We start from the raw sequence: 21,277 nt of genomic DNA, 5'->3' as shown, positions 1-21,277 counted from the left end.
ATGGATAAACATGGCGCGTCAGGCATCGCGGGTCAACCGCTTTCAGCAAGGCGTTCGGGAATACTCTTCCCCCTGCCCGCCGGTGACGACGGGGCGGCCATTCAGGATGAGGTAAAGCCTGACGCCAGGCGAGCACGGGTAAAAATCGGTTTTCACTCTTTGACCACACAGTGCCACGGGTTGACAGCCTTATTTGATATTGATAATCATTATCACAATAAAGTTTTCAATAACGATTTGCAGGATGCGACTCGTTGAGGTCACCGCTATGCCACAGTCCCTGATCACGCCTTATGTCACCCGTTGCTGTATCGTTGGCGGCGGCCCCGCCGGGCTGATGCTCGGCTATTTGTTGGCTCGGGCTGGCATTAACGTGACGGTGCTGGAAAAACACGCCGATTTTCTGCGTGATTTTCGCGGCGATACCATTCACCCCTCGACGCTGGAAATCATGCACCAGCTTGGCCTGCTGGAAGCATTGCTGGCTCTGCCACACCAGCGTGCGGAAACGCTGCATGCCGAGATCGCCGGGCGTGACATTCGGCTGGCAGACTTCACACGCTTGCCAACCCGCTGCAAATTTATCGCCTTTATGCCGCAATGGGAGTTTCTCAACTTTCTGGCAGAAAAGGCCGCCGCCTTTCCCGAATTCACACTGATCAAGTCCGCGCAGGTGCACCAGCTGTTGTACGATCGCGGTCAGGTCTGCGGCGTGCTGGCGGACACGCCGGAAGGGCCGATCCGCGTTCGCTGCCAGTTGGTGATAGGTACCGACGGACGCAACTCGGTGGTGCGTGAACAGGCTTCTCTCAGCAGCCACAGTTTTGGCTCACCGCGCGACGTGTTGTGGATGAAAATCGATAAACAGGAAGGCGATCCGGCCTGGTCGATGGGCCACACCGGACCAAAGCAAAACTTCATCATGATCGACCGGGGTGAATACTGGCAGTGTGGCTATTCGATCGACAAAGGCAGCTTCGAGGCGATCCAACAAGACGGGCTGGAGAATTTTTTACTGCAGATTGCCGAGGTGGCACCGTTCCAGGATCATCGCCTGCAAACGATCGTCAGTTGGCAACAGGTGAAGCTGCTCAGCATCCGCATCGATCGTCTGGATCAGTGGGCCAAGCCGGGCGTGCTGTGCATTGGCGATGCCGCGCACGCCATGTCACCCATCGGTGGCGTTGGGGTGAATCTGGCGATTCAGGATGCAGTCGCGACCGCCAACGCGATCATCCCCCCGCTGCGCAGCCAGCGCTTGCAGTTAAAACACCTGCAGCAGGTACAGCGACGCCGCAACTTCCCCACCAAAGCCACTCAGTTCCTGCAAATCAAAATGAGCCAGCGCAGGCCGAAAAAACGCCGTGCCGGCGAGAGCTCCAAACTGATGGCCCGGGTAGGCAACAGCCGTTGGTTGCCACATTTGTTTGGCCGGATTATCGGTCTGGGATTCAGGCGCGAGACGCCGAAACATTTGGACTGATCGGGCTCAGTCAGGATCAGGAAGAAGAGAGGAAAAGCGCTAAACCGATAATATTGGCGTGCTCACCCCCCTCCAGAAACGTCATCCCCATGCGATCGGCCAGTTCGAATAGATGTATTAAAACGCTTTTATCTGTTACTGATACCGTGCTAACAGCAATAGATAACTCGTTTCCATTAAAGCGTCAGGTTCACTGGCTTCGCTTTCAATGTCGACTGCAGCTACCGGAACCTTCACTCCAGCAGACTTCGTCACCCTATCCCACGCAATCTCCAGCATTTGCATCGCCGTATTCGGATCCACCGCGGGGTCATTGACCATGTCCGTCAGTTTTTTACGCAAAGCGTTATTACCGACGTGACTCTGGCCTTTGGGGTTGATGAGCATCGGGATCGATTTCAACTATCAGGAATCGCGCCGAACCTTTACTTGGCTTAAGATGCTGTAGCTGATCGGCAGTGAGCATCTGCATGGCCATGGATGTCCCTGTCGACGATGGGTGTGTTGTTTCTCGGTCATACGCCCTCCGGTATGCGGATATTGAGTAAATTGAGTATGCGCTGGATTGCCTAAATCCTCGCCAACGGCCCTGTTCCTATCCATCAAGAGGTTTACATGTTCAGTATTCGCCAGGCTTTACGCCATGATTTAGCGCTAGTTCGTGACGTCGGTATTCGTACTTATCAGGCCCATTTTGGCGAACTTTGGCACCATAAAGCGGAATTGGATGCTTTTTTGGCTCAGGACTTTGCGGTCGAAGCCCTGGAGCAGACCCTGCAGGATCCGAACGTGTGCTGGCTGTTGGGCTATGAAGACGAGCGTCTGGTGGGCTATGCACGGCTGAACTTCAACAGCCTGCTGGCGCCCACTCAACAGACGGGCGCAGAACTGCAGAAAATCTATTTCCTGCCGGAATATGCCGGCCAGGGTTATGGCCAGCGTTTTTTTGAACAGGTACAGCAGCGGGCACTCGAACGCCGGCAGACAACACTGTGGCTGGAGGTGCTAAAGCGCAACACCAGCGCCCAGCGTTTTTACCAACGTCAGGGGCTGAGCATTTGCGGCGAGACCTGCTACACCAGCGCCCAAGGTTCCATCGGCATCTGGTATATGTCGAAAGCGCTGTAACTCCAGCGCTCAAGCATGAGATTACCCCGGAAACTCCAGCGTGCCGGTCAGATCCCCCAAGGGTTTCTGACCCCGCGTCGCCATTGCCTTATCGCGATCTGCCAGCCCTTCCAGCGTTGGCAAATCAAACACCCGACTGATGAATCGCAAGATGGATCCGGTATCGTACACTTGGTGATCGACATATCCCTTACGGGCGAACGGTGAGATCACCAACGCTGGAATGCGCGAGCCAGGTCCCCAACGATCCCCCGGCGGCGGTGCAACGTGATCCCACCAGCCGCCGTTTTCATCGAAGGTAATGACCACCACGCTGTTATCCCACTGTGGGCCATTACGCAGGCTATTGATAATATGGGCAATATGACGGTCTCCGGCTTCGACATCCGAATAGCCGGCGTGCATATTGAGGTTGCCCTGTGGCTTGTAGAAAGCGACCGGCGGCAAGGTGCCCGCTTCCACCGCCGCCAGGAATTTATTGCCGGCGGTTGAATCGCCAATGCCGCCATCACGCAAATGAGCTTCGCGCGCCTGCGGGTTGGACGGCCCCAGATTTTCAAAGTAATTGAACGGTTGATGATGATACTGAAAATCCGGTGCGCCGGGGAAATCACCCTGATCTTTGCGGTTGTCCAGCGCGTACTGCCAACCACCGGCGTACCAGGCCCAATCGATCCCTTTCTGGCTGAGCAAATCGCCAATGTGCGGGTGTTTCTGTGGCGGCATAACGTTGGGCATGGTGGCATCCGCCAACGTCGGATCTTTCTCATCCTGCGTCCATGACGGCCAGTACGGTGGCGCCATGGTATTGACCGCGTAACCGTCCGGCGTCAGCAGGCTTTTGCCGAACAGCGGAATGCCGAATGAAGCGCTGACCGGCGAATCGCTCAGCGGCTTTAAACGCCAGTCCGTCACGTCGTCGCTTTCAAGCTGAGCAATGCCGTCTTTGGCGACAGAGTTTTGCACGTCGGGGTAGAACGGTGGGCGGGCGCAAATCAGATACTGATGATTGAGGAACGAGCCGCCAAACGCCCCCTGGAAGAAGTTATCGCACAGGGTAAATTCCTGCGCCAACGTCCATAGCCGCAGGTTGTATGCGCCGTCGCCGTAATAGCCCATGGTCAGAGCACCGGAATCGGCCCAGGCGACGAATTTGTCATTTTTGCCGCCGTTGATCTGCATCTGGTTCTGATAAAACACGTGCCACAAATCGCGAGTTACCACGCCATGCGGCAGGTTTTCCCCCTGCGGCCCGGTCAGCACAAACGGCTGGTTCGGCAGTTGAGTGGTAAAAACCGCATCTTCGTCGATTTTGTAGTTAACATGTCCGACTTCCTGAGCCTTCGGCACCAGGCCTTTCCAGATCGGCGGCAGCGTATCCAGCAGTTGACCATCGCGATCGCGCTGCTGGTACTCCTCCGGCTTGAGCGCCGACAGCGGTTTTTCTACCCCGGGGAAATTGGCGAACAGGTTGTTGAAGCTGCGGTTTTCGGCGTAAATCACCACCACATTCTTCACATAGCGCCGCAGCAACGAGTTTTGTGCACTTTGCGGCAAAGCGTTTAGCAGCACTTTTTTGTTCCCCTCCGCCGCGGCTCCGGCCAAGGGGGCAATAGAGGCGCCAACGCCCAATGCCGTCGCCCCCGCCAAAAAGCGGCGACGCGCCGGGTTGCTCGGTTGCTGCTGTTGATCCTGCGCCGACGGCGGCAAATCATTCTGTGGTTTATCGCTCATGCCTGTTCCCTTAAAAAATTTAACCTGTTGATTTATTATCAATTTATTTAAGAGTCATTATGCTATGGCACAATTATGAACGAAATGTGACAGACTGCGGCAGGTTAGCATTTGGCAACACTTTCGCGAACTTCGCCGCAGTTTTATTCAGCAGGCTGAAAATCCCCACAGGACCGTAATGCCGTTCACTTAAACCTGACGGGCATTTTTTATTCGATCCCTGAAGGCTCAGTGCAGGCGGAATTGCCGTCAATATCCCGCATTTCTCTGCCACCGCAATGAACGGCAATGGGAGGGGCCGTAGGCGCGGCCCCTCCACCCGCGCCCTCGCTTAACACCCTCTGTCCGCTGCGCGGATACCCTCGCTGCACCCACGTTGTCGGGCGTGATGCGGCGTGATGAAGTGAGAGTCGTTGGCGTAGCCAACCGTCTGACAGGGCAAAGGCGCGGGTTGCAAGGGGCCGCGCCTACGGCCCCTTGCTCGGTCGGAGCTTAAGAACCTCATGGAGCTTTACCCGTTTATCGACCGAAAAAACATTGAACTGGCCTAAAAAACACCTTAAGTGAACGGCATTACCACAGGGCCGGAAACAGTGACAGGATGATACAAGACAGGCGTGAGATATTGATTTCGTTCATAATTATCCTTAATTATTTTAGGTGTATCCCCGATTATGCAAACGGACCGAGGTTTGCAGTCGGTCAGTTCCTGGAGTATCTTAGCAACTATATTGTAAGAACAAATCTTACAAAAGCGACATAATTGATGGAGGCGCACAATGGGCAGAACGTTAACGGTAGACCTGGGTGAAGAACTGCGTGGGTTTGTCGAAGGCCTGGTCGCCAGCGGCGACTACCGTACCCCAAGTGAGGTCATCCGCGAATCGGTACGTACCCTGCGCGAACGTACAGCTGCATCAAAACTGGAAGAACTGCGCCGCTTGATCGCCGAAGGTGAAAATAGTGGCGATGCCCAAGAGTGGGATCGAGATGTGTTCATGGAAAGAATACGGCGTAAAACAAAAGGATGCGGAGAAAACTAGTCGTCCGCCCAAAAGCGCTGGATGACATGGAAAGTATTTATTTCTATGGCCTGGAGCGGTATGGATTACAAGCCGCCGAAGGCTACCTTAACCATATTCATAAGGCATTTGATAATCTTAGCCATTTTCAGCTTGGCAGAAACGTAGCCTTGATTGCACAAGATCTCTGCGTTCTGCCAGCCACTGGGCATCTCATTTATTTTCGTGAAGATATCCATTGGGTAAGAATCATCAGGGTTTTGCATCACTCCCGGGATCCCACCCGCACGCAATTTATTGGGTCATCCCCACGTTTATATCGCCACCAGCCCGCGTACGCCGTCCTGCTCCATCGCGCTGCCTGCCCCGCGCTGAATGATGCTGCCACGCGACATCACCAGATAGCTGTCTGCCAATTCGGCGGCAAAATCATAGAACTGCTCTACCAGCAGGATCGCCATATCACCCCCTGCCGCCAACTGCTTGATCACAGCGCCGATCTCTTTGATCACCGAAGGTTGGATCCCTTCAGTCGGCTCGTCGAGGATCAACAACTGCGGCCGACAGGCCAGCGCACGGCCAATCGCCAACTGCTGTTGCTGCCCGCCAGAGAGATCGCCACCGCGCCGATCTTTCATCTGCAACAGGACAGGGAATAACTCATAAATATGCTCCGGCACCTTACGTGCCTCCGTGCCGGAAAAACGCGCCAGCCCCATCAGCAAGTTTTCCTCTACCGTCAGGCGCGGGAAAATCTCTCGCCCCTGCGGCACATAGGCGATCCCCGCTTGTACACGCTGGTGCGGTTTTTTGCCGTTAAGGGCCGTTCCCTGCCAACTGAGAGTGCCGCTTTTAACCGGGATCAGCCCCATCAGGCATTTCAGCAGCGTGGTTTTCCCCACGCCGTTGCGCCCCAGCAGGCAAGTCACCTCACCGATGCGGGCCTCAAACGACAGGCCGCGTAAAATATGGCTGCCGCCGTAGTATTGATTCAGCTCGTTAACCTGCAACATAGTGGTTCCTCAGCGCCCCAAATAGACTTCAATCACCTGCTCGTTGGCCTGCACCTGCGCCAAAGAGCCCTCCGCCAGCACCTGGCCCTGATGCAGTACGGTGACATGATCGGCGATGGTTTCGACAAAGCCCATGTCGTGCTCTACCACCATCAGCGAATGCTTGCCCGCCAATGCGCGGAACAGCTCGGCGGTGTACTCGGTTTCCGCATCAGTCATTCCGGCTGCCGGTTCGTCGAGCAGCAACAGGTGCGGCTCCTGCACCAACAGCATGCCAATCTCAAGAAATTGCTTCTGCCCGTGGGACAGCAGTCCGGCGGGCCGATGTCGCTCATTGCCCAGCCGCAAGGTTTTCAGCATTTCATCGATACGGTCGCGCTGTTCGCCGCTCAGCCTGGCGCGCAGGCAGGCCCACACCGATTTTTTCGCCTTCTGGGCAATCTCAAGATTTTCGAACACCGTCAGTGCCTCAAACACCGTAGGCTTTTGGAACTTGCGGCCAATGCCGGCCTGGGCAATCTGCATCGGATCCAACGCGGTCAGATCGACCGTTTGATCGTAAAATACTCTGCCGCTGTCCGGCCGGGTTTTGCCGGTGATCACATCCATCAAGGTGGTTTTCCCCGCCCCGTTTGGCCCGATCACACAGCGCAATTCCCCTACGCCAATCTGCAGCGACAAATCGCTCAGTGCGCGAAAACCGTCGAAGCTGACGTTGATCTTGTCGAGCAACAGCACCGGATCGGTTTGCTGGCGATGTTTATCCGCCGGCAACGGTTGGGTAAACAACTCGTCGGTCATTTGCAGCGAATTCATTGTGATTTCCCTCTGCGTAGCAGGCCGATAACCCCTTTGGGCAAGAACAGCGTGACGATGATAAACATCAGGCCAAGGAAGAACTGCCAGTATTCCGGGATCGCCATGGTGAACCAACTTTTGGCGCCGTTGACGATACCGGCACCGAGCAGCGGCCCCACCAAGGTGCCGCGTCCGCCGAGTGCCACCCAGATAGCGGCCTCGATCGAGTTGGTCGGCGACATTTCACCCGGGTTGATAATGCCCACCTGCGGCACATATAACGCCCCGGCCAGGCCGCACAGCACCGCCGACAGCGTCCAGACGAACAGCTTGAAACCTTTTGGATCGTAGCCGCAAAACGTCAGGCGATTCTCCGCATCGCGCACCGCGGTTAATACCCGGCCAAACTTGCTGCGCGCCAGGGCAAAGCCGATCGCCAAACTGGCCGCCAGCAACAACACCGTTGCCAGAAATAGCGCCACCCGCGTGCCGATCGCGGTGATCGGAAAACCCAGCAGCGTGGTGAAGCCGGTAAAGCCGTTGTTACCGCCAAACCCGGTTTCGTTGCGGAAGAACAGCAGCATGCCGGCATAGGTCAATGCCTGCGTCATGATGGAAAAATAGACGCCTTTGATTTTTGAACGGAAGGCGAAGTAGCCGAAGACAAAAGCCAGCACGCCCGGCACCAGCACAATCAGGCACAATGCCCAGGCGAAATACTGGGTGCCGCTCCAAAACCAGGGCAGTTCGCTCCAGGACAGGAACGCCATAAAGCTCGGCAGGCCCTCTCCCGCCGCCTGGCGCATCAGGTACATGCCCATGGCATAGCCACCCAGGGCGAAAAACAGCCCATGACCCAGGGACAACAACCCGGCATAGCCCCACACCAGATCAAGCGCCACCGCCACCACGGCATAGCACAGAATTTTGCCTACCAGCGTCAGGGTATAGGTGGAGATCGCCAGCGGGTGATCCACCGGTAACAGCGCGAGAAACGGCATGATTAACAGCGTCAGCAACGCCAGCCCGCCGATGCCGAGCGCCAGCCGGGGGGCCTTTTGCACCCCGGTTACAGTCAAAGGTTGGCTCATCAGTCATTCACCCTGCCCTTGAGGGCAAATAGCCCCTGAGGACGCTTTTGAATAAACAGGACAATCAGCGCCAGGATCAGGATTTTACCCAGCACGGCGCCAATCTGTGGTTCGAGAATTTTGTTGAGGATACCGAGGCCAAAAGCCGCCACCACCGTACCGGCCAACTGGCCCACGCCGCCAAGCACCACCACCAGGAAGGAGTCGATGATATAACCCTGCCCCAGCTCGGGCCCGACGTTGCCCAACTGCGACAAGGCTACGCCGCCCAACCCGGCAATGCCGGACCCCAACCCGAACGCCAGCATATCGACACGGCCGGTGGGCACACCGCAACACGCGGCCATGGCGCGGTTTTGCGTCACGGCTCGCACGTTCATGCCCAGTCGGGTTTTATTCAGCAACAGCCAGGTGAGGATCAGGACCAGCGCCACAAACACGATGACGGCAATGCGGTTCCACGGCAGCACCAGATTCGGCAGGAGCTGAATACCGCCCGACAGCCAGGCCGGGTTTGCGACCTCCACGTTTTGCGCACCGAACAGCACCCGTACCCCTTGGATCAGCACCAGGCTAATGCCCCAGGTGGCCAACAGCGTTTCCAGCGGTCGGCCGTAAAGGTGGCGGATCACCGTGCGCTCCAGCGCCATGCCGATGCAGGCCGTGATGGCGAACGCCACCGGCAGCGCCACCAACGGATACAGCGCCAGCCACTGCGGCGCAAACTGCTGAAACAGCCCCTGTACCAGATACGCCGAATAGGCGCCGAGCATCAGCATTTCGCCGTGTGCCATGTTGATCACCCCCAGCAGGCCGTAGGTGATTGCCAAACCGAGCGCCGCCAACAGCAGGATCGAACCCAGCGACAGACCGGTAAATGCCTGGCCGATCAGGTCACCGATCATCAGCCGATGTTTCACGCTGCTCAGGCTTTTCATCGCTTCGGCACGTACCGCGGCGTCCGGCTCATGGCCTGTCTCCGTCAACGCCTGCAGGCGCGTTTGCGTTTCAGGATCGCCCGAGCTGCCAAGCAAGCGCACCGCGTTGAGGCGTACCCCGGCATCGGCATCGTTCAGTTGCAGATTCGCCAGCGCGATGCTCAATGCCTCATGCACCCGGCTGTCTTGTTCCAGCGCCAAACGCTGGGTCAGCAGCGGCAACTGATCGCTTTGCGCCTCGCGCTGCAGGGCCTGCGCCGCCTGTAAACGCACCGCCGGGTCCTCGCTGACCAGCCGATGCGCCGACAGTGCGTTGGCAATCAGGATGCGCAGCCGATTGTTCAACCACAGCTTCTTCGGTGTGCCGACCGGGGCAGCGCTGCCAGACAAGGGCTGGTAATTTTCGCCCTGCTGGACAAAGGCATGTTTGGCGTCGTCGATCACCACACTTTCTTGTTTCAGCGCTTGCAGCAGCGGCAGTCGCGAAGCATCCGGCGCGGTGGCCCATGCCTGTAATAATTTGGCTTGCTGCGTGCGATTGGCCGTAGCAAATTCATCGGCCGGCCCCGCCTGCGCGAACATCGGCAGGCAGCACAGCAGAAAACACAGAGGCCTGAGTTGGCTTAAAGAGAAAAGTTTCATCGGGTGTCTCGTCGCAATGAGGCGTCGTAGCCTGCCCCCGCCGCAGCGGGGGAACCGGGTTTTACTGACCGCCTTTTACCGGGTGATCCGGCTTTTTATCGTTGCCGGCAATGTACGGGCTCCACGGCTGAGCACGAACAGGCGCATCGGTCTGCCACACCACGTTGAACTGACCGTTGCTTTCAATCTCACCGATCATCACCGGCTTATGCAGATGGTGGTTGGTGGCGTCCATGGTCAGGGTAAAGCCCGATGGCGCAGCGAAGGTCTGTCCGGCCATGGCGGCGCGCACCTTATCAACGTCGGTAGTTCCGGCCTTCTCAACCGCCTGCGCCCACATGTGAATGCCGACATAGGTCGCTTCCATCGGGTCGTTGGTCACGGCGGTGGCGTAGTTCGGCAAGTTATGGGCCTTGGCGTAGGCTCGCCATTCGCTGACAAACTGCTTGTTGGTCGGGTTATCCACCGACTCGAAGTAGTTCCAGGCCGCCAGATTACCCACCAGCGGTTTGGTGTCGATACCGCGCAGCTCTTCTTCACCGACCGAGAAGGCAATCACCGGCACATCGGTAGCCTTGATCCCCTGGTTGGCCAGCTCTTTGTAGAAGGGGACGTTGGAGTCACCGTTGATGGTGGAGATCACCGCCGTTTTGCCCCCGGCGGAGAATTTTTTAATGTTGGCGACAATGGTCTGATAGTCGCTGTAACCGAACGGCGTATAGACCTCTTCAATGTCTTTATCCGGGATCCCTTTCGAATGCAGGAAGGCGCGCAGTATCTTGTTGGTGGTGCGCGGATACACGTAGTCGGTTCCCAACAGGAAGAAGCGTTTGGCCGCTCCGCCGTCTTCGCTCAGCAGATACTCCACCGCCGGGATTGCCTGCTGGTTAGGCGCGGCACCGGTGTAGAACACGTTCGGCGACATCTCTTCCCCTTCGTACTGCACCGGGTAAAACAGCAGGCCGTTCAGCTCTTCAAACACCGGCAGCACTGACTTGCGCGACACCGAAGTCCAGCAGCCAAACACCGCCGCCACCTTGTCCTGACTCAACAGCTGACGCGCCTTCTCGGCGAACAGCGGCCAGTTGGAGGCCGGATCCACCACCACCGGCTCAAGCTTTTTACCCAACACGCCACCTTTGGCGTTGATATCGTCGATGGTCATCAGCGCCACGTCTTTCAGCGGCGTTTCAGAAATCGCCATGGTGCCGGACAGCGAGCTCAGGATACCGACCTTGATGGTGTCGGCGGCCTGTACGCCCCAGGCCATCCCCATGCCGATCACGGTGGCGGACAACGCAAAAGCTTTTATAAAGTGACGACGTTGCATAATTCAAACTCCTGATGTTGATGTTAGAAAACCCACCTTGTTAAGAAGAATTAACCCTATGAATTTCGAGTTGCAGCCAACAACGCTGCAGCTCGAAAGACGCCGGGTTATGGCTGACGAAGCCGGGCCTGATGCAGCATATGCAGAGTTATTTTTCTTACTTCAGCCTTGCTGACGGCAATATGGTGACTGAGCCGCGTTTGCGCCTCCTCGGTTCGGTGTTGCAAGATCGCCCGCAAAATGGCGGCGTGTTCGTTGTAGGTCGCCTCCACCCGGCTTTCCTGGGTGAAATCGAGCCGACGAATGATGCGAATTTTCTCGGTCAAATCGCGGTGAATACGCGCCATTTCGCCATTCCCCGCCGCCTCGACCAGCGCCATATGAAACTGCTCGTCGTGCACTGAGACGGTTTTTCCCTCCTCCAGCCGCGGTTCGTCGATCCAAAAACGGGTAAGCGCCGCCAACTGCCCCGGCACCTCGCCCATTGGCCGAGCGCACAGCCGTTTTACCGCTTCGCACTCCAACACGATGCGCAGGTCATACAGTTCTTCGAAGTAGGCAAAATCGAACGGGCGCACCTGCCAGCCGCTGCGAAAATGCACCTCTACGTAGCCCTCGCGCTCCAGCCAGAACAACGCCTGACGCACTGGCGTACGGCTGACGTCCATACGCACGGCAATTTCGTTTTCGCTGAAGCGATCGCCCGGCAGCAGGTGAAAATCAAAAATGTCGTCCTTAAGCTGCAGATAGATACGTTCCGCCAGCCCCTCCGGCCGAGCCTTGCTGCGGTTATTGGTGATTTGCATCGCATGCCTCTCCGTGGGCGCGGCATAGCGCGCCCCGACGTGAATGATTGAGCGTTAGCTGGCGTGTTCCAGCCACAGCAGCGCATCGCCCGGCCCCACCGGTCGCCCCTGCTGGCAACTGATGCGCTTGATGATCCCGGCGCGCGGCGCGGTGACCGCCAGCTCCATTTTCATCGCCTCGACCACGATCAGCGGTTGACCGGCTTCCACCCTCTGCCCCGGCTCAACCAGGATCTTCCACACGCTGCCATTCAGGTCGGCGCTGACCAGGTCGCCATCCACCTCTTCCTCATCAGTCTGCGGTGGCAACAATTGGGCCTCGGCCTCCCCCTCTTCCGCCTGCCAGCGCGTCACTTCGTGGCTGAATGCTTGTTGCTGGCGCTGCTGGAAGGCGCTGATGTCTTCCGCGTTTTCCGCCAGAAAACGGCGGTAATCGGCAAAATCGAATTCGCTGTCCTCAATGCGGATCTGCGCGCGCCCTTCGCGGAACGCCTCGCGCTGCTCATCCAGCTCCTGCTCGCTCACCGGATAGAAACGCACCTGATCGAAGAAATGCAGCAGCCAGGGCTCGCCGGGGTTGAACTGCGGGTTTTTGAGAAATTTGTTCCAAATCGGCAAGGTACGTCCGACCAACTGATAGCCGCCCGGCGAATCCATGCCATAGATGCACATGTACATGCCGCCGATGCCAACCGTGCCTTCGGCGGTATGGGTGCGCGCCGGGTTGTATTTGGAACTGAGCAAACGGTGCCGCGGGTCGATCGGCACCGCGCAGGGTGCGCCCAGGTAGACGTCGCCCAGCCCGAGGATCAGGTAGCTGGCGTCGAAGATGATGTCGCGCACCTGCTCGCGGCTGCCGAGCCCGTTGATGCGCTGGATAAAATCGACGTTGTTCGGCAACCAGGGAGCCGACGAACGCACCGTCTGCTGGTAACGTTCCACCGCGCCCAGCGTGGCGGAATCTTCAAACGCCATCGGCAGATAAACCGTTCGCGTCGGCACTTTCAGCTGGCTGACATCACCCAACGCCTGTTCGCGCGCCAACAAGCGCTGGAGTAAATCGGCCTGACCGATAATGCGGCTGTCATAACGGATCTGCAGCGATCGCACGCCGGGTGCCAGCTCCTCCACGCCCGGGATCGCATCCTGCTTGAGCGATTGCATCAGCAAATGGATGCGCAGCCGCAGCGCCAGATCGAGCACGTTGTCGCCGTACTCCAGCAAAATGTAACCATCCCCGGCCTGGCGATAGACCACTGCCGGCCGACTGTCGGTGGCCGGTAACGCCGCCACTATGGCGGCGGAGGCGGTCGTGCCCGGCATCAGATCCGGCGGTGCCAGGGTGATAGCCTTCACCGCTGCCAAGGCTTCGATACTGCCGAGCTGCGCCTGCTCCAGCGACTGCGCCTGCTTGAAACCGATAGGATGAAAACGGATGCGATCCCCCGGTTTCACCTGACCGACCTTCCACAGCTCCGCCCTGGCGATAGTCACCGGGCAAACAAAGCCGCCCAGGCTCGGTCCGTCGCGGGTAAGGATCACCGGGAAATCGCCGGTGAAGTTAATCGAACCGATGGCGTACTCGCAGTCGTGCACGTTGGACGGGTGTAGCCCCGCCTCGCCGCCGTCCTGTCGCGCCCATTCCGGTTTAGGCCCGGACAGGCGTACGCCCAACCGGTTGGAGTTGTAATGCACCTGCCATTCGGCGGCAAAGAAACGCTCGATGGATGCCGGGGTAAAGAAGTCGGGTGCGCCGTGCGGACCATACAGCACGCCGATATTCCACAGATTGCCGTACTGCGGGATCAGGCTTTCGTCCATTGCCTGCGGGGCCGCAATCGGCGCCGGAGTCGTGGCGGCGGCCAAACCCGGTTGCGATACCGCCAGCATGTCCGCCACGCGCAGGGTACGGCCGGCGTGGCCGCCAAACTGCCCCAGCGCAAAGGTCGAACGGCTGCCCAGATACACCGGCACGTCAAAACCATTGCGTACCGCCAGATAGGTACGGCATCCCCGCTGTGCTCGCCCCAAACGCAGTACCTGACCGGCACGCACCGCTATCGGCTGCCAGTAGGCCACGGCCTCACCGTCCAGATCGGCGGGACAATCCGCGCCGGTCAGGGCAATGATGGCGTCGCAGTGAAAACGCAGGGTCGGCCCCTGCAGGGTAAACTCCAACCCGGCGGCGCTGGGGTGGTTGCCAACAATGCGGTTGGCCAGCCGGAAAGCGAAGTCGTCCATCGGCCCGGACGGCGGCACGCCGATATCCCAATAGCCAACACGGCCGGGATAATCCTGCACGCTGCTGTAGGTGCCCGGCTGCAGCACTTCAATGCTATTGGGTTGGAACCGGAAGCTGTCCAGCATGCGTGTCCAGACGCTGCCGTTCTGGAATGCCTCGGTCGCAATCACCTGTCGCAGGTAGTCCAGGTTAGTGGCAATCCCGTGCAGTCGGGTGGCATCCAGCGCGACACGCATTTTCTCCAGCGCCTGGCGGCGGTCTTCGCCATGAACGATCAGCTTGGCGATCATCGGGTCATAAAAGGCCGACACTTCGCTGCCGGTGGCCACCCAACCGTCGACGCGCACGTCGTCCGGAAAGTGCACTTCAGTCAGCACGCCGGGGCTGGGTTGGAAATTCTTCAGCGGATCTTCGGCATAAATGCGCACTTCAATCGATGCCCCCTGCGGCGCTCGTTGCAACGCCGCCCAGTCCAGCGCATCGCCCGCCGCCACCTGCAACATGCATTCGATCAGATCCAACCCGGTGACACATTCAGTCACCGGATGCTCCACTTGCAGGCGAGTATTCACTTCCAGAAAATAAAACTCGTCACGCGCAGCGTCGTAGATAAATTCCACGGTGCCGGCGCTGCGGTAGTTGACCGACGCCCCCAGCGCCACTGCGGCTTGATGCAGCGCCTGACGCGTGGCGGCGGGCAGATTCGGTGCCGGGGTTTCCTCCACCACTTTCTGGTTGCGGCGTTGCAATGAGCAGTCGCGCTCACCCAGCGCCACCACCCAGCCCTGACCGTCACCAAATATTTGCACTTCCACGTGCCGGGCCTGATCGACAAAGCGCTCAATAAAGGCCCCAGAGTCGCGGAAGAACTGCTCGCCCAGGCGTTTTACGCTGTCATAAGCCTCACGCAGCGCGGCTTCATCGTCGCAGCGCGTCAGGCCAATGCCACCGCCACCGGCGGTACTTTTCAGCATCACCGGATAACCAATGCGGCCGGCGGCGCTGACCGCCTCCTCAACGCTGTTCAGCAGGCCCGTACCCGGCGTCATCGGCACCTGCGCCACCGCCGCCAGCTCGCGAGCACGGTGTTTCAGGCCAAACTCGCGGATTTGCGCCGCCGTCGGACCGATAAAAGCGATGCCCGCCGTTTCACAGGCGTCGGCAAACTCGGCGCTCTCGGAAAGGAAGCCATAGCCCGGATAAATCGCCTGCGCGCCGGTTTGCACCGCGGCCGCCAGGATCTTGTCGATGCACAGATAGCTGTCAGCGGCCTTGTCGCCGCCGAGCGGTATCGCCAGATTAGCCTCGGTCACGTGCGGGGCGTTGCGATCGGCGTCGGAATAGACCGCTACGCTGGTGATGCCCAGACGTTTCAGGGTGCGGATCGCCCGGCAGGCAATTTCGCCGCGGTTGGCAATTAATACGGTAGTAAACATAATGAAACCCTTATAAGACCAGATTCGCTATACCCAATAGTTTTCAGGCAGTGGCTAGGCGGCAAACAGGTAAATCCCCGGGAGCTTACTCAGGTAAGTGACTGGGGTGCGCCTGTGCAGCCAACAACGCCACGGTTTGAAAGATGACGGGTATAGTGGCGCCAACCGCCAAATTCAGTGATGTCCGTCGCGCCCTCTAGCGCCCAAGGTTCGCAGATAAAGCCTTTCACCCGTCGCCCGTCTGCCAGCAGCAAGGTGCCCATACCCAGCGGCGCCGGGATCTCGGCCACCAACTCGCCGAAACGCGCCAGCGGGATATCCCATAGTTCGACGCTGATGGCGGCCCCCTGAGCGGTTTTGACCAACCCCGGCTTTGGCGGTTGGCTATTGGCGAGGGCGTAGAGGCGATAGCACGGCGCGGTAGTGGTTTGCTCTACGAAGGTTGCCGCGCGCTGCACGAGCTGGAAATTCAGCGGCATATCGCTGAGGTGCGCACCGACCACCGCTACCCGCACGTGCTGGCTGGATGGCGTCAAGAATTGAGCAGCAGGCAACCGGCGACCCGTTGCGCCAAGCGGCAGATCCTGGGCCTGCTGCCAGCGCTGGCCGAACGCCGCCAACGCACGATCGTGCCAGGCGGGTGCAATCAGGGTGATACCGGCAGGCAATCCGTCGTCACGCATCGGCGCAGGCAGCGCCAGTGCGCTCAGATCGGCCAGGTTGGTGAAATTGGTGTAGGTGCCGAACTGCGAGTTAAACAACACCGGCTCTTGCTCCATTTCCGCCAGGGTGCGGATCGTCGGCGAGGTCGGCACCACCAGTGCATCAAAGGGAGCCAGTTGCTGCTCAATCTGCCGCGTCAGTTCGGCACGCAGGTATTCCGCCTTGTAAGCATCGCAGGCGCTGTACTTCAGGCCGTTATTGACGATGCCGCGCACCACCGGATTGATGGCCTGCGGGTTGGCGCTCAGCATCGCTTCGACCGCCACGGTGCGCTCCGCCACCCAAGGGCCGTAGTAGAGCTGCTCCGCCAGCACGCGAAACGGCGTAAAATCGAGGGTTTCCAGCGTCACGCCGCTGCTTTTCAACTGCGCCAGCGCCCGCTGAAATGCCCGCTCGGCCTGCACATCGCCGAAAAATTCGAGTTGCGCAGGCACCGCGAAACGAGGTGACGCAGGTAAATCCGCCGGGGCGGTGCGGGGGTTAATGCGGGAATAGGCATCGGCTGCGTCATAGCCGCCGGCCAATTCGGCCACCAGCGCTGCGTCCGCCACCGTCAGGGCAAACACCGATACGGTGTCATTCAATCGGCAAGCGGGCACCACGCCACGGTTCGACAGCCCGCCTTTGGTCGGTTTCAGGCCGACAATATTGTTGAATCCTGCCGGAACGCGCCCCGAACCTGCGGTGTCGGTGCCCAGAGAAAACGGCGTCAGGCCGCGCGCCACTACCGACGCCGAACCGGAGCTGGAACCACCGCTGACGTAGCGACTATCGAAACTGTTGACCACCGCGCCGTGTGGCGAACGGGTGCCCACCAGCCCGGTCGCGAACTGATCGAGATTGGTTTTACCGATCGCGATGGCACCGGCAGCGCACAAATTGGCGACCACGGTGGCATCCGACGCCGCCAGATAAGCGAACTCCGGGCAGGCCGCGCTGGTCGGCCAGCCGCCGACGTCGATGTTGTCTTTTACCGCAAAGGGTACGCCAAACAGCGGAAGCTGGCTGATATCGCCGGCAACCGCTTCAAGCCGCTGCGCCAATCTTTGGTACTGCACTTCACGCTGTGCGGCGCTGGCAAGATACAGCCAGGCGTTGTCATCCGCCGGCAGGTCGGCGGCCAGTGCAGTCAGGGTAGCGCGCACGCAGGCAATGCGCTCGTCGGCCGGGCGGGTGTGATAGTGGTGTTGCCATTCGCTGAGGGTGAAACCGCGTAGCGTATTAACAGGCTGGGTCATCGGCTGAATTCCATCTAGTACACAAGATGGGATTCAATAGAGCAACCGACGTGCCAATTTTTAATCGTATGATTTCAATAAATTATAATTAAAACTTATGACAATAAAATAATCATCCTGCACCAGCGCTGCACAATCGGCGAGCAAAAAAGGTGCAGTACACTTTCTGTTATTACAGCGCTGGCGGGGCTTTCTGGTATGCACCACGCTCTCGACTCACGCGGCTAAATGCCGCTTTTCGATTGATCACAAACGAGCCGCAGCCCACTTTGATGAATATATTAGCGCCAAGGGAACTGGGTTGATGACGGAAGTAACCCGTCACTGCCATATCGCCTCGCGAACTTTAATCGCTCGGGGTAACAGCCCCAAAGCGTAAAAACGGTCGGCTATCGCCTGCTGCTGGCGAATGATATTTAAATCCATTCGGCGTGTCTGATGGCTGCGACGAGCCAGTGCGTGGGTGAGCGAGGGGATACCTTGCCCCAGTTCGGCCGACAACAGCGTTGCCGCTTCGTCGCGATGGGCGTCAATATAGCGCCCGGTTTGTTCCAGCGCCGCCATCAGGCCGTGCAGCAAATCGGAAGAGTGGCCGGCGAAATCGCGGTGAGCAAGATAGAACTGATGGTTGCTCACCCGCCCTACGCCGTTGGCGATAACCCTGAACTGCCCGCTTTGTTCGGCATCGCTCAGCAAGGGATCCCACATCATCCAGGCATCCACCGCATGATGATCGCTGGGGGTCAGCGGGTATTTTGGCGGCGCATAAACCACCCGTACCTCTTCCAGCGTCAATCCGGCTTCATCAAGGATCTGCAACAGCAGATAATGCACATTGGAGCCTTTATTGACCGCAATCCGCTTTCCGCGCAGGTCGGCAAGAGTGCGGATCGGGCTGTCGTCGGTAACCAGCAACGCCACGCTTTGTGGTGCGGCCGGTTCCCAGGCAACGTACAGCAATGGGCTGTTGCCGGCCTGAGCAAATAAAGGAGGAACCTCGCCGGTGGTGCCAAAATCGATCTCTCGGTTAGTCAGGGCATGCAGCAACTGAGGACCGGCAGGAAACTCGCTCCACAACACGCTCACCCCACTGTCGGCCAGGCGCGCCTCCAGCGACTGGCGGGCCTTGAGTATTCCCAGGTTGCCAAACTTCTGGTAACCAATACGCAGTTCGCGTTCACGGCTGCCGGTCTCCCGGCCTGATTTTAACGCCGTGCCGCCGACGCTTCTCCTGGCTTTGATTAAGCCAAGATGCCCCAGATGGGTACGCAGCGTATTACGGCTGATGCCCAACAGCGCCGCGGCCTGCAACTGGTTACCCTGGCTCAGTTCAAAAGCATTGCGCACCAGCGAGTCGATCACCCGCTGGTAGAGGGGGCCATCGTTACCCGCCAACTGCTGGCGAAGGAAGCTGTCCAGCGAAGCATCCCCCTGAGGCGGCAAGCTGGCCATTTCAGCGCTTAGCCTCAGCTGCTGCGGCGTAATCAGCGGCGCTTTGCTGAGCAGCACCGCATTATGCAGGGTGTTTTCCAGCTCGCGGATATTCCCCGGCCACGGGTAATCCATCAGTGTGGTCAGCGCCTCTGCGCTAAGACGCAGCTGAGGGCGCCCCAACCGCCGCGCGTACAGCGTCAGGAAATGCTCAGCCAACAGTGGAATATCCTGCCGCCGCTGGTGCAAGGGAGGCAGAGTGACGGCGGCCACGTTGAGCCGGTAATAAAGATCTTCACGAAAGCGGCGTTCGCGGATGGCATTCGCCAGATCCACATGGGTAGCGGCCACGACGCGGACGTTCACTTTTACCGGCCGATGGGAGCCCACCCGGGTCACTTCCCGTTCTTGCAATACACGCAGCAGCTTTACCTGTAGCGGCAGGCTTAACTCACCGATTTCATCCAGCAGCAAGGTGCCCCCTTCTGCCGCCTCGAACCAACCCTGGTGGCGATCCACCGCCCCGGTGAAAGCACCTTTCTCATGTCCAAACAGTTCCGACTCGGCAAGGCTCTCCGTCAGCGCGCCACAGTTCACCGCCAGAAAGGGGCGATCGCGCCTTAAGCTGTGATGGTGCAGATAGCGGGCCATTAGCTCCTTACCCGTACCGGTTTCGCCCACGATAAGCACGGTGGCGTCCGTCGGAGCCAGACGATCCAGAACGTTTTGGAAGGCAAGAGAAGCGGGGTCAATTAACCGCGGACCGGAGCTTTGCATCGTCGATACCTTTAAGGGAACAGTACAGAAACAATACCGACAGCGGCCAGACAAGACGAGAGGCTCGACCGCCCCGTTGCTGCAAATGCAACAGCCTGCCATCAGTCACTGCTGCATTTGCAGCAAAACCGTCCACGGCAAAAATCACTAACTTGTTAATAGATAAGAACAAAAATAACCAATCATTTTGGCATGCTTTCTGCTTGGTTGTTTATAACCAAGCATGGAAATTCTATTGAATAAATTAAGATATCGTTATATAGGAAATGACTAATGAGCGAACGGCAGGCGCAACACATCAACGTATTCTGGTTCTTACCGACCCACGGCGACGGCCGTTATCTGGGCACGACCGAGGGCGGAAGAGCCGTAGATCTGCCTTATTTGCAACAGGTTGCGCTGGCGGCAGACAACCTTGGCTATTACGGCGTGCTGATCCCAACCGGCAAAAGCTGCGAGGATTCCTGGCTGGTCGCGGCCGCACTCGCCCCCCTCACCAAACGTCTGCGCTATCTGGTCGCCGTGCGCCCTGGGTTGCAGCCCCCGAGCCTTGCCGCGCGGATGGCCGCCACGCTGGATCGCCTTTCGGAGGGACGCCTGTTAATCAACGTGGTGACCGGTGGCGATCCCGTCGAGAACAAAGGCGATGGGATCTTCCTCAGTCACGCCGAGCGCTATCAGGTCACCCGCGAGTTTCTGGAGGTCTATTCCCGCCTGCTGAAAGGCGAAAAGGTCGATTTTCAGGGCGATTATTTACGGGTTGAAGGCGCTGAAGTGCTGTTCCCGCCGGTACAGGAGAACGGGCCGCCGCTATTTTTTGGCGGCTCGTCAGAGGAAGCGCTGGAGGTAGCGGCGAGCCAGATCGACACCTATCTCACCTGGGGAGAACCGGTTGAGCAGGTGGCGGAGAAAATTGCCGTGGTGCGTCGGCGCGCACAGGAGCGGGGACGCACGCTGGACTACGGCATTCGCCTGCACGTCATTGTTCGGGAAACGGAAGAGGAAGCCTGGGCTGCCGCCGACAAACTGATTGCCCATTTGGATGATGACACCATCGCCGCCGCACAGAAAATTTTCTCGCGTATGGACTCGACCGGACAGGCCCGCATGAGCGCACTGCACGGCGGCTCGAAGGCCAGTTTGCGCATCGCCCCCAACTTATGGGCAGGCGTGGGGCTGGTGCGCGGCGGCGCAGGTACCGCATTGGTCGGCAATCCACAACAGGTTGCCGAACGCATCCGTGAATATCAGGCATTGGGGATCACTAATTTTATTTTCTCGGGTTATCCGCACCTGGAAGAGGCTCACCGGTTTGCCGAACTGGTGATGCCACTGTTGCCGCTGGCGGGCAACGTCGAAAAACGTCAGCGCACGGTTAACACCGGGCCATTTGGAGAAACCATCGGCGGCGATCGTCGTCCGGTGAAAAAGTGAAACTGAGGAGA

16 protein-coding genes and 1 pseudogene are annotated in these 21,277 nt (G+C 58.7%); 6 read left to right on the top strand and 11 right to left on the bottom strand.

Annotation, left to right across the window (positions count from 1 at the left end):
- Together AC1RKG_RS04655 and AC1RKG_RS04650 are read left to right on the top strand one after the other, a co-directional pair.
- A complete protein-coding gene (locus AC1RKG_RS04655; RefSeq protein WP_493182217.1) occupies positions 1-258 on the top strand; it encodes a hypothetical protein in 258 nt (85 codons plus the stop codon).
- Between the two features lie 10 nt (positions 259-268).
- Complete coding sequence (locus AC1RKG_RS04650; RefSeq protein WP_020825853.1) at positions 269-1,483, top strand: FAD-dependent oxidoreductase; 1,215 nt, start codon at positions 269-271, stop codon at positions 1,481-1,483.
- Between the two features lie 135 nt (positions 1,484-1,618).
- Here AC1RKG_RS04650 and AC1RKG_RS04645 read toward each other — a convergent pair whose 3' ends face one another.
- Positions 1,619-1,870, bottom strand: coding sequence for a hypothetical protein (locus tag AC1RKG_RS04645; protein WP_493182215.1), 252 nt, complete (start codon positions 1,868-1,870; stop codon positions 1,619-1,621).
- A gap of 228 nt (positions 1,871-2,098) precedes the next feature.
- Here AC1RKG_RS04645 and AC1RKG_RS04640 point away from each other — a divergent pair, with 228 nt between their 5' ends.
- Positions 2,099-2,611, top strand: a complete 513-nt coding sequence (locus AC1RKG_RS04640; protein ID WP_493182214.1) for a GNAT family N-acetyltransferase — start codon at positions 2,099-2,101, stop codon at positions 2,609-2,611.
- A gap of 21 nt (positions 2,612-2,632) precedes the next feature.
- Here AC1RKG_RS04640 and acpA read toward each other — a convergent pair whose 3' ends face one another.
- Complete coding sequence (gene acpA / locus AC1RKG_RS04635) at positions 2,633-4,345, bottom strand: acid phosphatase (protein ID WP_493182213.1); 1,713 nt, start codon at positions 4,343-4,345, stop codon at positions 2,633-2,635.
- Positions 4,346-5,124: 779 nt separating this feature from the next.
- Between acpA and AC1RKG_RS04630 the strand changes: the two genes are divergently transcribed.
- A complete protein-coding gene (locus tag AC1RKG_RS04630; RefSeq protein WP_129940125.1) occupies positions 5,125-5,388 on the top strand; it encodes a type II toxin-antitoxin system ParD family antitoxin in 264 nt (87 codons plus the stop codon).
- Positions 5,373-5,636, top strand: a pseudogene (locus AC1RKG_RS04625) (type II toxin-antitoxin system RelE/ParE family toxin); the annotation flags it as partial. The gene AC1RKG_RS04630 and the pseudogene AC1RKG_RS04625, both read left to right, overlap by 16 nt.
- 45 nt (positions 5,637-5,681) lie before the next feature.
- Here the strand turns inward: AC1RKG_RS04625 and urtE are convergent.
- The 9 genes from urtE to AC1RKG_RS04580 all read right to left on the bottom strand — a co-directional run bounded on the left by urtE (position 5,682) and on the right by AC1RKG_RS04580 (position 19,832).
- Positions 5,682-6,380, bottom strand: coding sequence for an urea ABC transporter ATP-binding subunit UrtE (gene urtE / locus AC1RKG_RS04620; protein ID WP_020825846.1), 699 nt, complete (start codon positions 6,378-6,380; stop codon positions 5,682-5,684).
- 9 nt (positions 6,381-6,389) lie between these two features.
- Positions 6,390-7,196, bottom strand: a complete 807-nt coding sequence (gene urtD / locus AC1RKG_RS04615; RefSeq protein WP_493182211.1) for an urea ABC transporter ATP-binding protein UrtD — start codon at positions 7,194-7,196, stop codon at positions 6,390-6,392.
- Complete coding sequence (gene urtC, locus AC1RKG_RS04610) at positions 7,193-8,269, bottom strand: urea ABC transporter permease subunit UrtC (RefSeq protein ID WP_187962515.1); 1,077 nt, start codon at positions 8,267-8,269, stop codon at positions 7,193-7,195. Before urtC ends, urtD begins: the two co-directional genes overlap by 4 nt.
- Positions 8,269-9,849: an urea ABC transporter permease subunit UrtB gene (gene urtB, locus AC1RKG_RS04605; RefSeq protein WP_048761414.1), complete on the bottom strand. Its 1,581-nt coding sequence runs from the start codon at positions 9,847-9,849 to the stop codon at positions 8,269-8,271. The genes urtC and urtB overlap by 1 nt, the downstream gene beginning before the upstream one ends.
- 61 nt (positions 9,850-9,910) lie before the next feature.
- Positions 9,911-11,179 carry an urea ABC transporter substrate-binding protein gene (urtA, locus tag AC1RKG_RS04600; protein ID WP_493182210.1) on the bottom strand — a complete coding sequence of 423 codons (1,269 nt, stop codon included), beginning with the start codon at positions 11,177-11,179 and terminating at the stop codon, positions 9,911-9,913.
- A gap of 107 nt (positions 11,180-11,286) precedes the next feature.
- Entirely contained in the window at positions 11,287-11,985 is a 699-nt protein-coding gene (locus AC1RKG_RS04595; protein ID WP_046374174.1) for a GntR family transcriptional regulator, read from the bottom strand.
- A gap of 54 nt (positions 11,986-12,039) precedes the next feature.
- The gene (uca, locus tag AC1RKG_RS04590) at positions 12,040-15,663 is read right to left on the bottom strand and encodes an urea carboxylase (protein WP_493182209.1); all 3,624 of its coding nucleotides are present in this window, start codon (positions 15,661-15,663) and stop codon (positions 12,040-12,042) included.
- A gap of 89 nt (positions 15,664-15,752) precedes the next feature.
- On the bottom strand, positions 15,753-17,624 hold the full coding sequence (atzF, locus tag AC1RKG_RS04585) for an allophanate hydrolase (protein WP_493182208.1): 1,872 nt from the start codon (positions 17,622-17,624) through the stop codon (positions 15,753-15,755).
- A 321-nt stretch (positions 17,625-17,945) separates the two neighbouring features.
- On the bottom strand, positions 17,946-19,832 hold the full coding sequence (locus AC1RKG_RS04580) for a sigma-54-dependent Fis family transcriptional regulator (protein WP_493182207.1): 1,887 nt from the start codon (positions 19,830-19,832) through the stop codon (positions 17,946-17,948).
- 273 nt (positions 19,833-20,105) lie between these two features.
- On the opposite strand from AC1RKG_RS04580, the gene ssuD reads away from it, so the two are divergent.
- Positions 20,106-21,266, top strand: coding sequence for an FMNH2-dependent alkanesulfonate monooxygenase (gene ssuD, locus AC1RKG_RS04575; protein ID WP_493182206.1), 1,161 nt, complete (start codon positions 20,106-20,108; stop codon positions 21,264-21,266).
- Positions 21,267-21,277 lie beyond the last annotated feature (11 nt).

It is taken from the genome of Serratia sp. GW822-FHT06D09, assembly GCF_058799515.1.
The sequence above is the reverse complement of the archived record's forward strand: the minus strand, read 5'-3'. Positions and strand labels throughout refer to the sequence as shown.

What these genes read in the sequence shown, in the direction of transcription:
- AC1RKG_RS04655 (WP_493182217.1), top strand. Translation starts at nt 1, where the DNA reads ATGGATAAACATGGCGCGTCAGGCATCGCGGGTCAACCGCTTTCAGCA.
- AC1RKG_RS04650 (WP_020825853.1), top strand. Translation starts at nt 269, where the DNA reads ATGCCACAGTCCCTGATCACGCCTTATGTCACCCGTTGCTGTATCGTT.
- AC1RKG_RS04645 (WP_493182215.1), bottom strand. Translation starts at nt 1,870, where the DNA reads ATGCTCATCAACCCCAAAGGCCAGAGTCACGTCGGTAATAACGCTTTG.
- AC1RKG_RS04640 (WP_493182214.1), top strand. Translation starts at nt 2,099, where the DNA reads ATGTTCAGTATTCGCCAGGCTTTACGCCATGATTTAGCGCTAGTTCGT.
- acpA (WP_493182213.1), bottom strand. Translation starts at nt 4,345, where the DNA reads ATGAGCGATAAACCACAGAATGATTTGCCGCCGTCGGCGCAGGATCAA.
- AC1RKG_RS04630 (WP_129940125.1), top strand. Translation starts at nt 5,125, where the DNA reads ATGGGCAGAACGTTAACGGTAGACCTGGGTGAAGAACTGCGTGGGTTT.
- urtE (WP_020825846.1), bottom strand. Translation starts at nt 6,380, where the DNA reads ATGTTGCAGGTTAACGAGCTGAATCAATACTACGGCGGCAGCCATATT.
- urtD (WP_493182211.1), bottom strand. Translation starts at nt 7,196, where the DNA reads ATGAATTCGCTGCAAATGACCGACGAGTTGTTTACCCAACCGTTGCCG.
- urtC (WP_187962515.1), bottom strand. Translation starts at nt 8,269, where the DNA reads ATGAGCCAACCTTTGACTGTAACCGGGGTGCAAAAGGCCCCCCGGCTG.
- urtB (WP_048761414.1), bottom strand. Translation starts at nt 9,849, where the DNA reads ATGAAACTTTTCTCTTTAAGCCAACTCAGGCCTCTGTGTTTTCTGCTG.
- urtA (WP_493182210.1), bottom strand. Translation starts at nt 11,179, where the DNA reads ATGCAACGTCGTCACTTTATAAAAGCTTTTGCGTTGTCCGCCACCGTG.
- AC1RKG_RS04595 (WP_046374174.1), bottom strand. Translation starts at nt 11,985, where the DNA reads ATGCAAATCACCAATAACCGCAGCAAGGCTCGGCCGGAGGGGCTGGCG.
- uca (WP_493182209.1), bottom strand. Translation starts at nt 15,663, where the DNA reads ATGTTTACTACCGTATTAATTGCCAACCGCGGCGAAATTGCCTGCCGG.
- atzF (WP_493182208.1), bottom strand. Translation starts at nt 17,624, where the DNA reads ATGACCCAGCCTGTTAATACGCTACGCGGTTTCACCCTCAGCGAATGG.
- AC1RKG_RS04580 (WP_493182207.1), bottom strand. Translation starts at nt 19,832, where the DNA reads ATGCAAAGCTCCGGTCCGCGGTTAATTGACCCCGCTTCTCTTGCCTTC.
- ssuD (WP_493182206.1), top strand. Translation starts at nt 20,106, where the DNA reads ATGAGCGAACGGCAGGCGCAACACATCAACGTATTCTGGTTCTTACCG.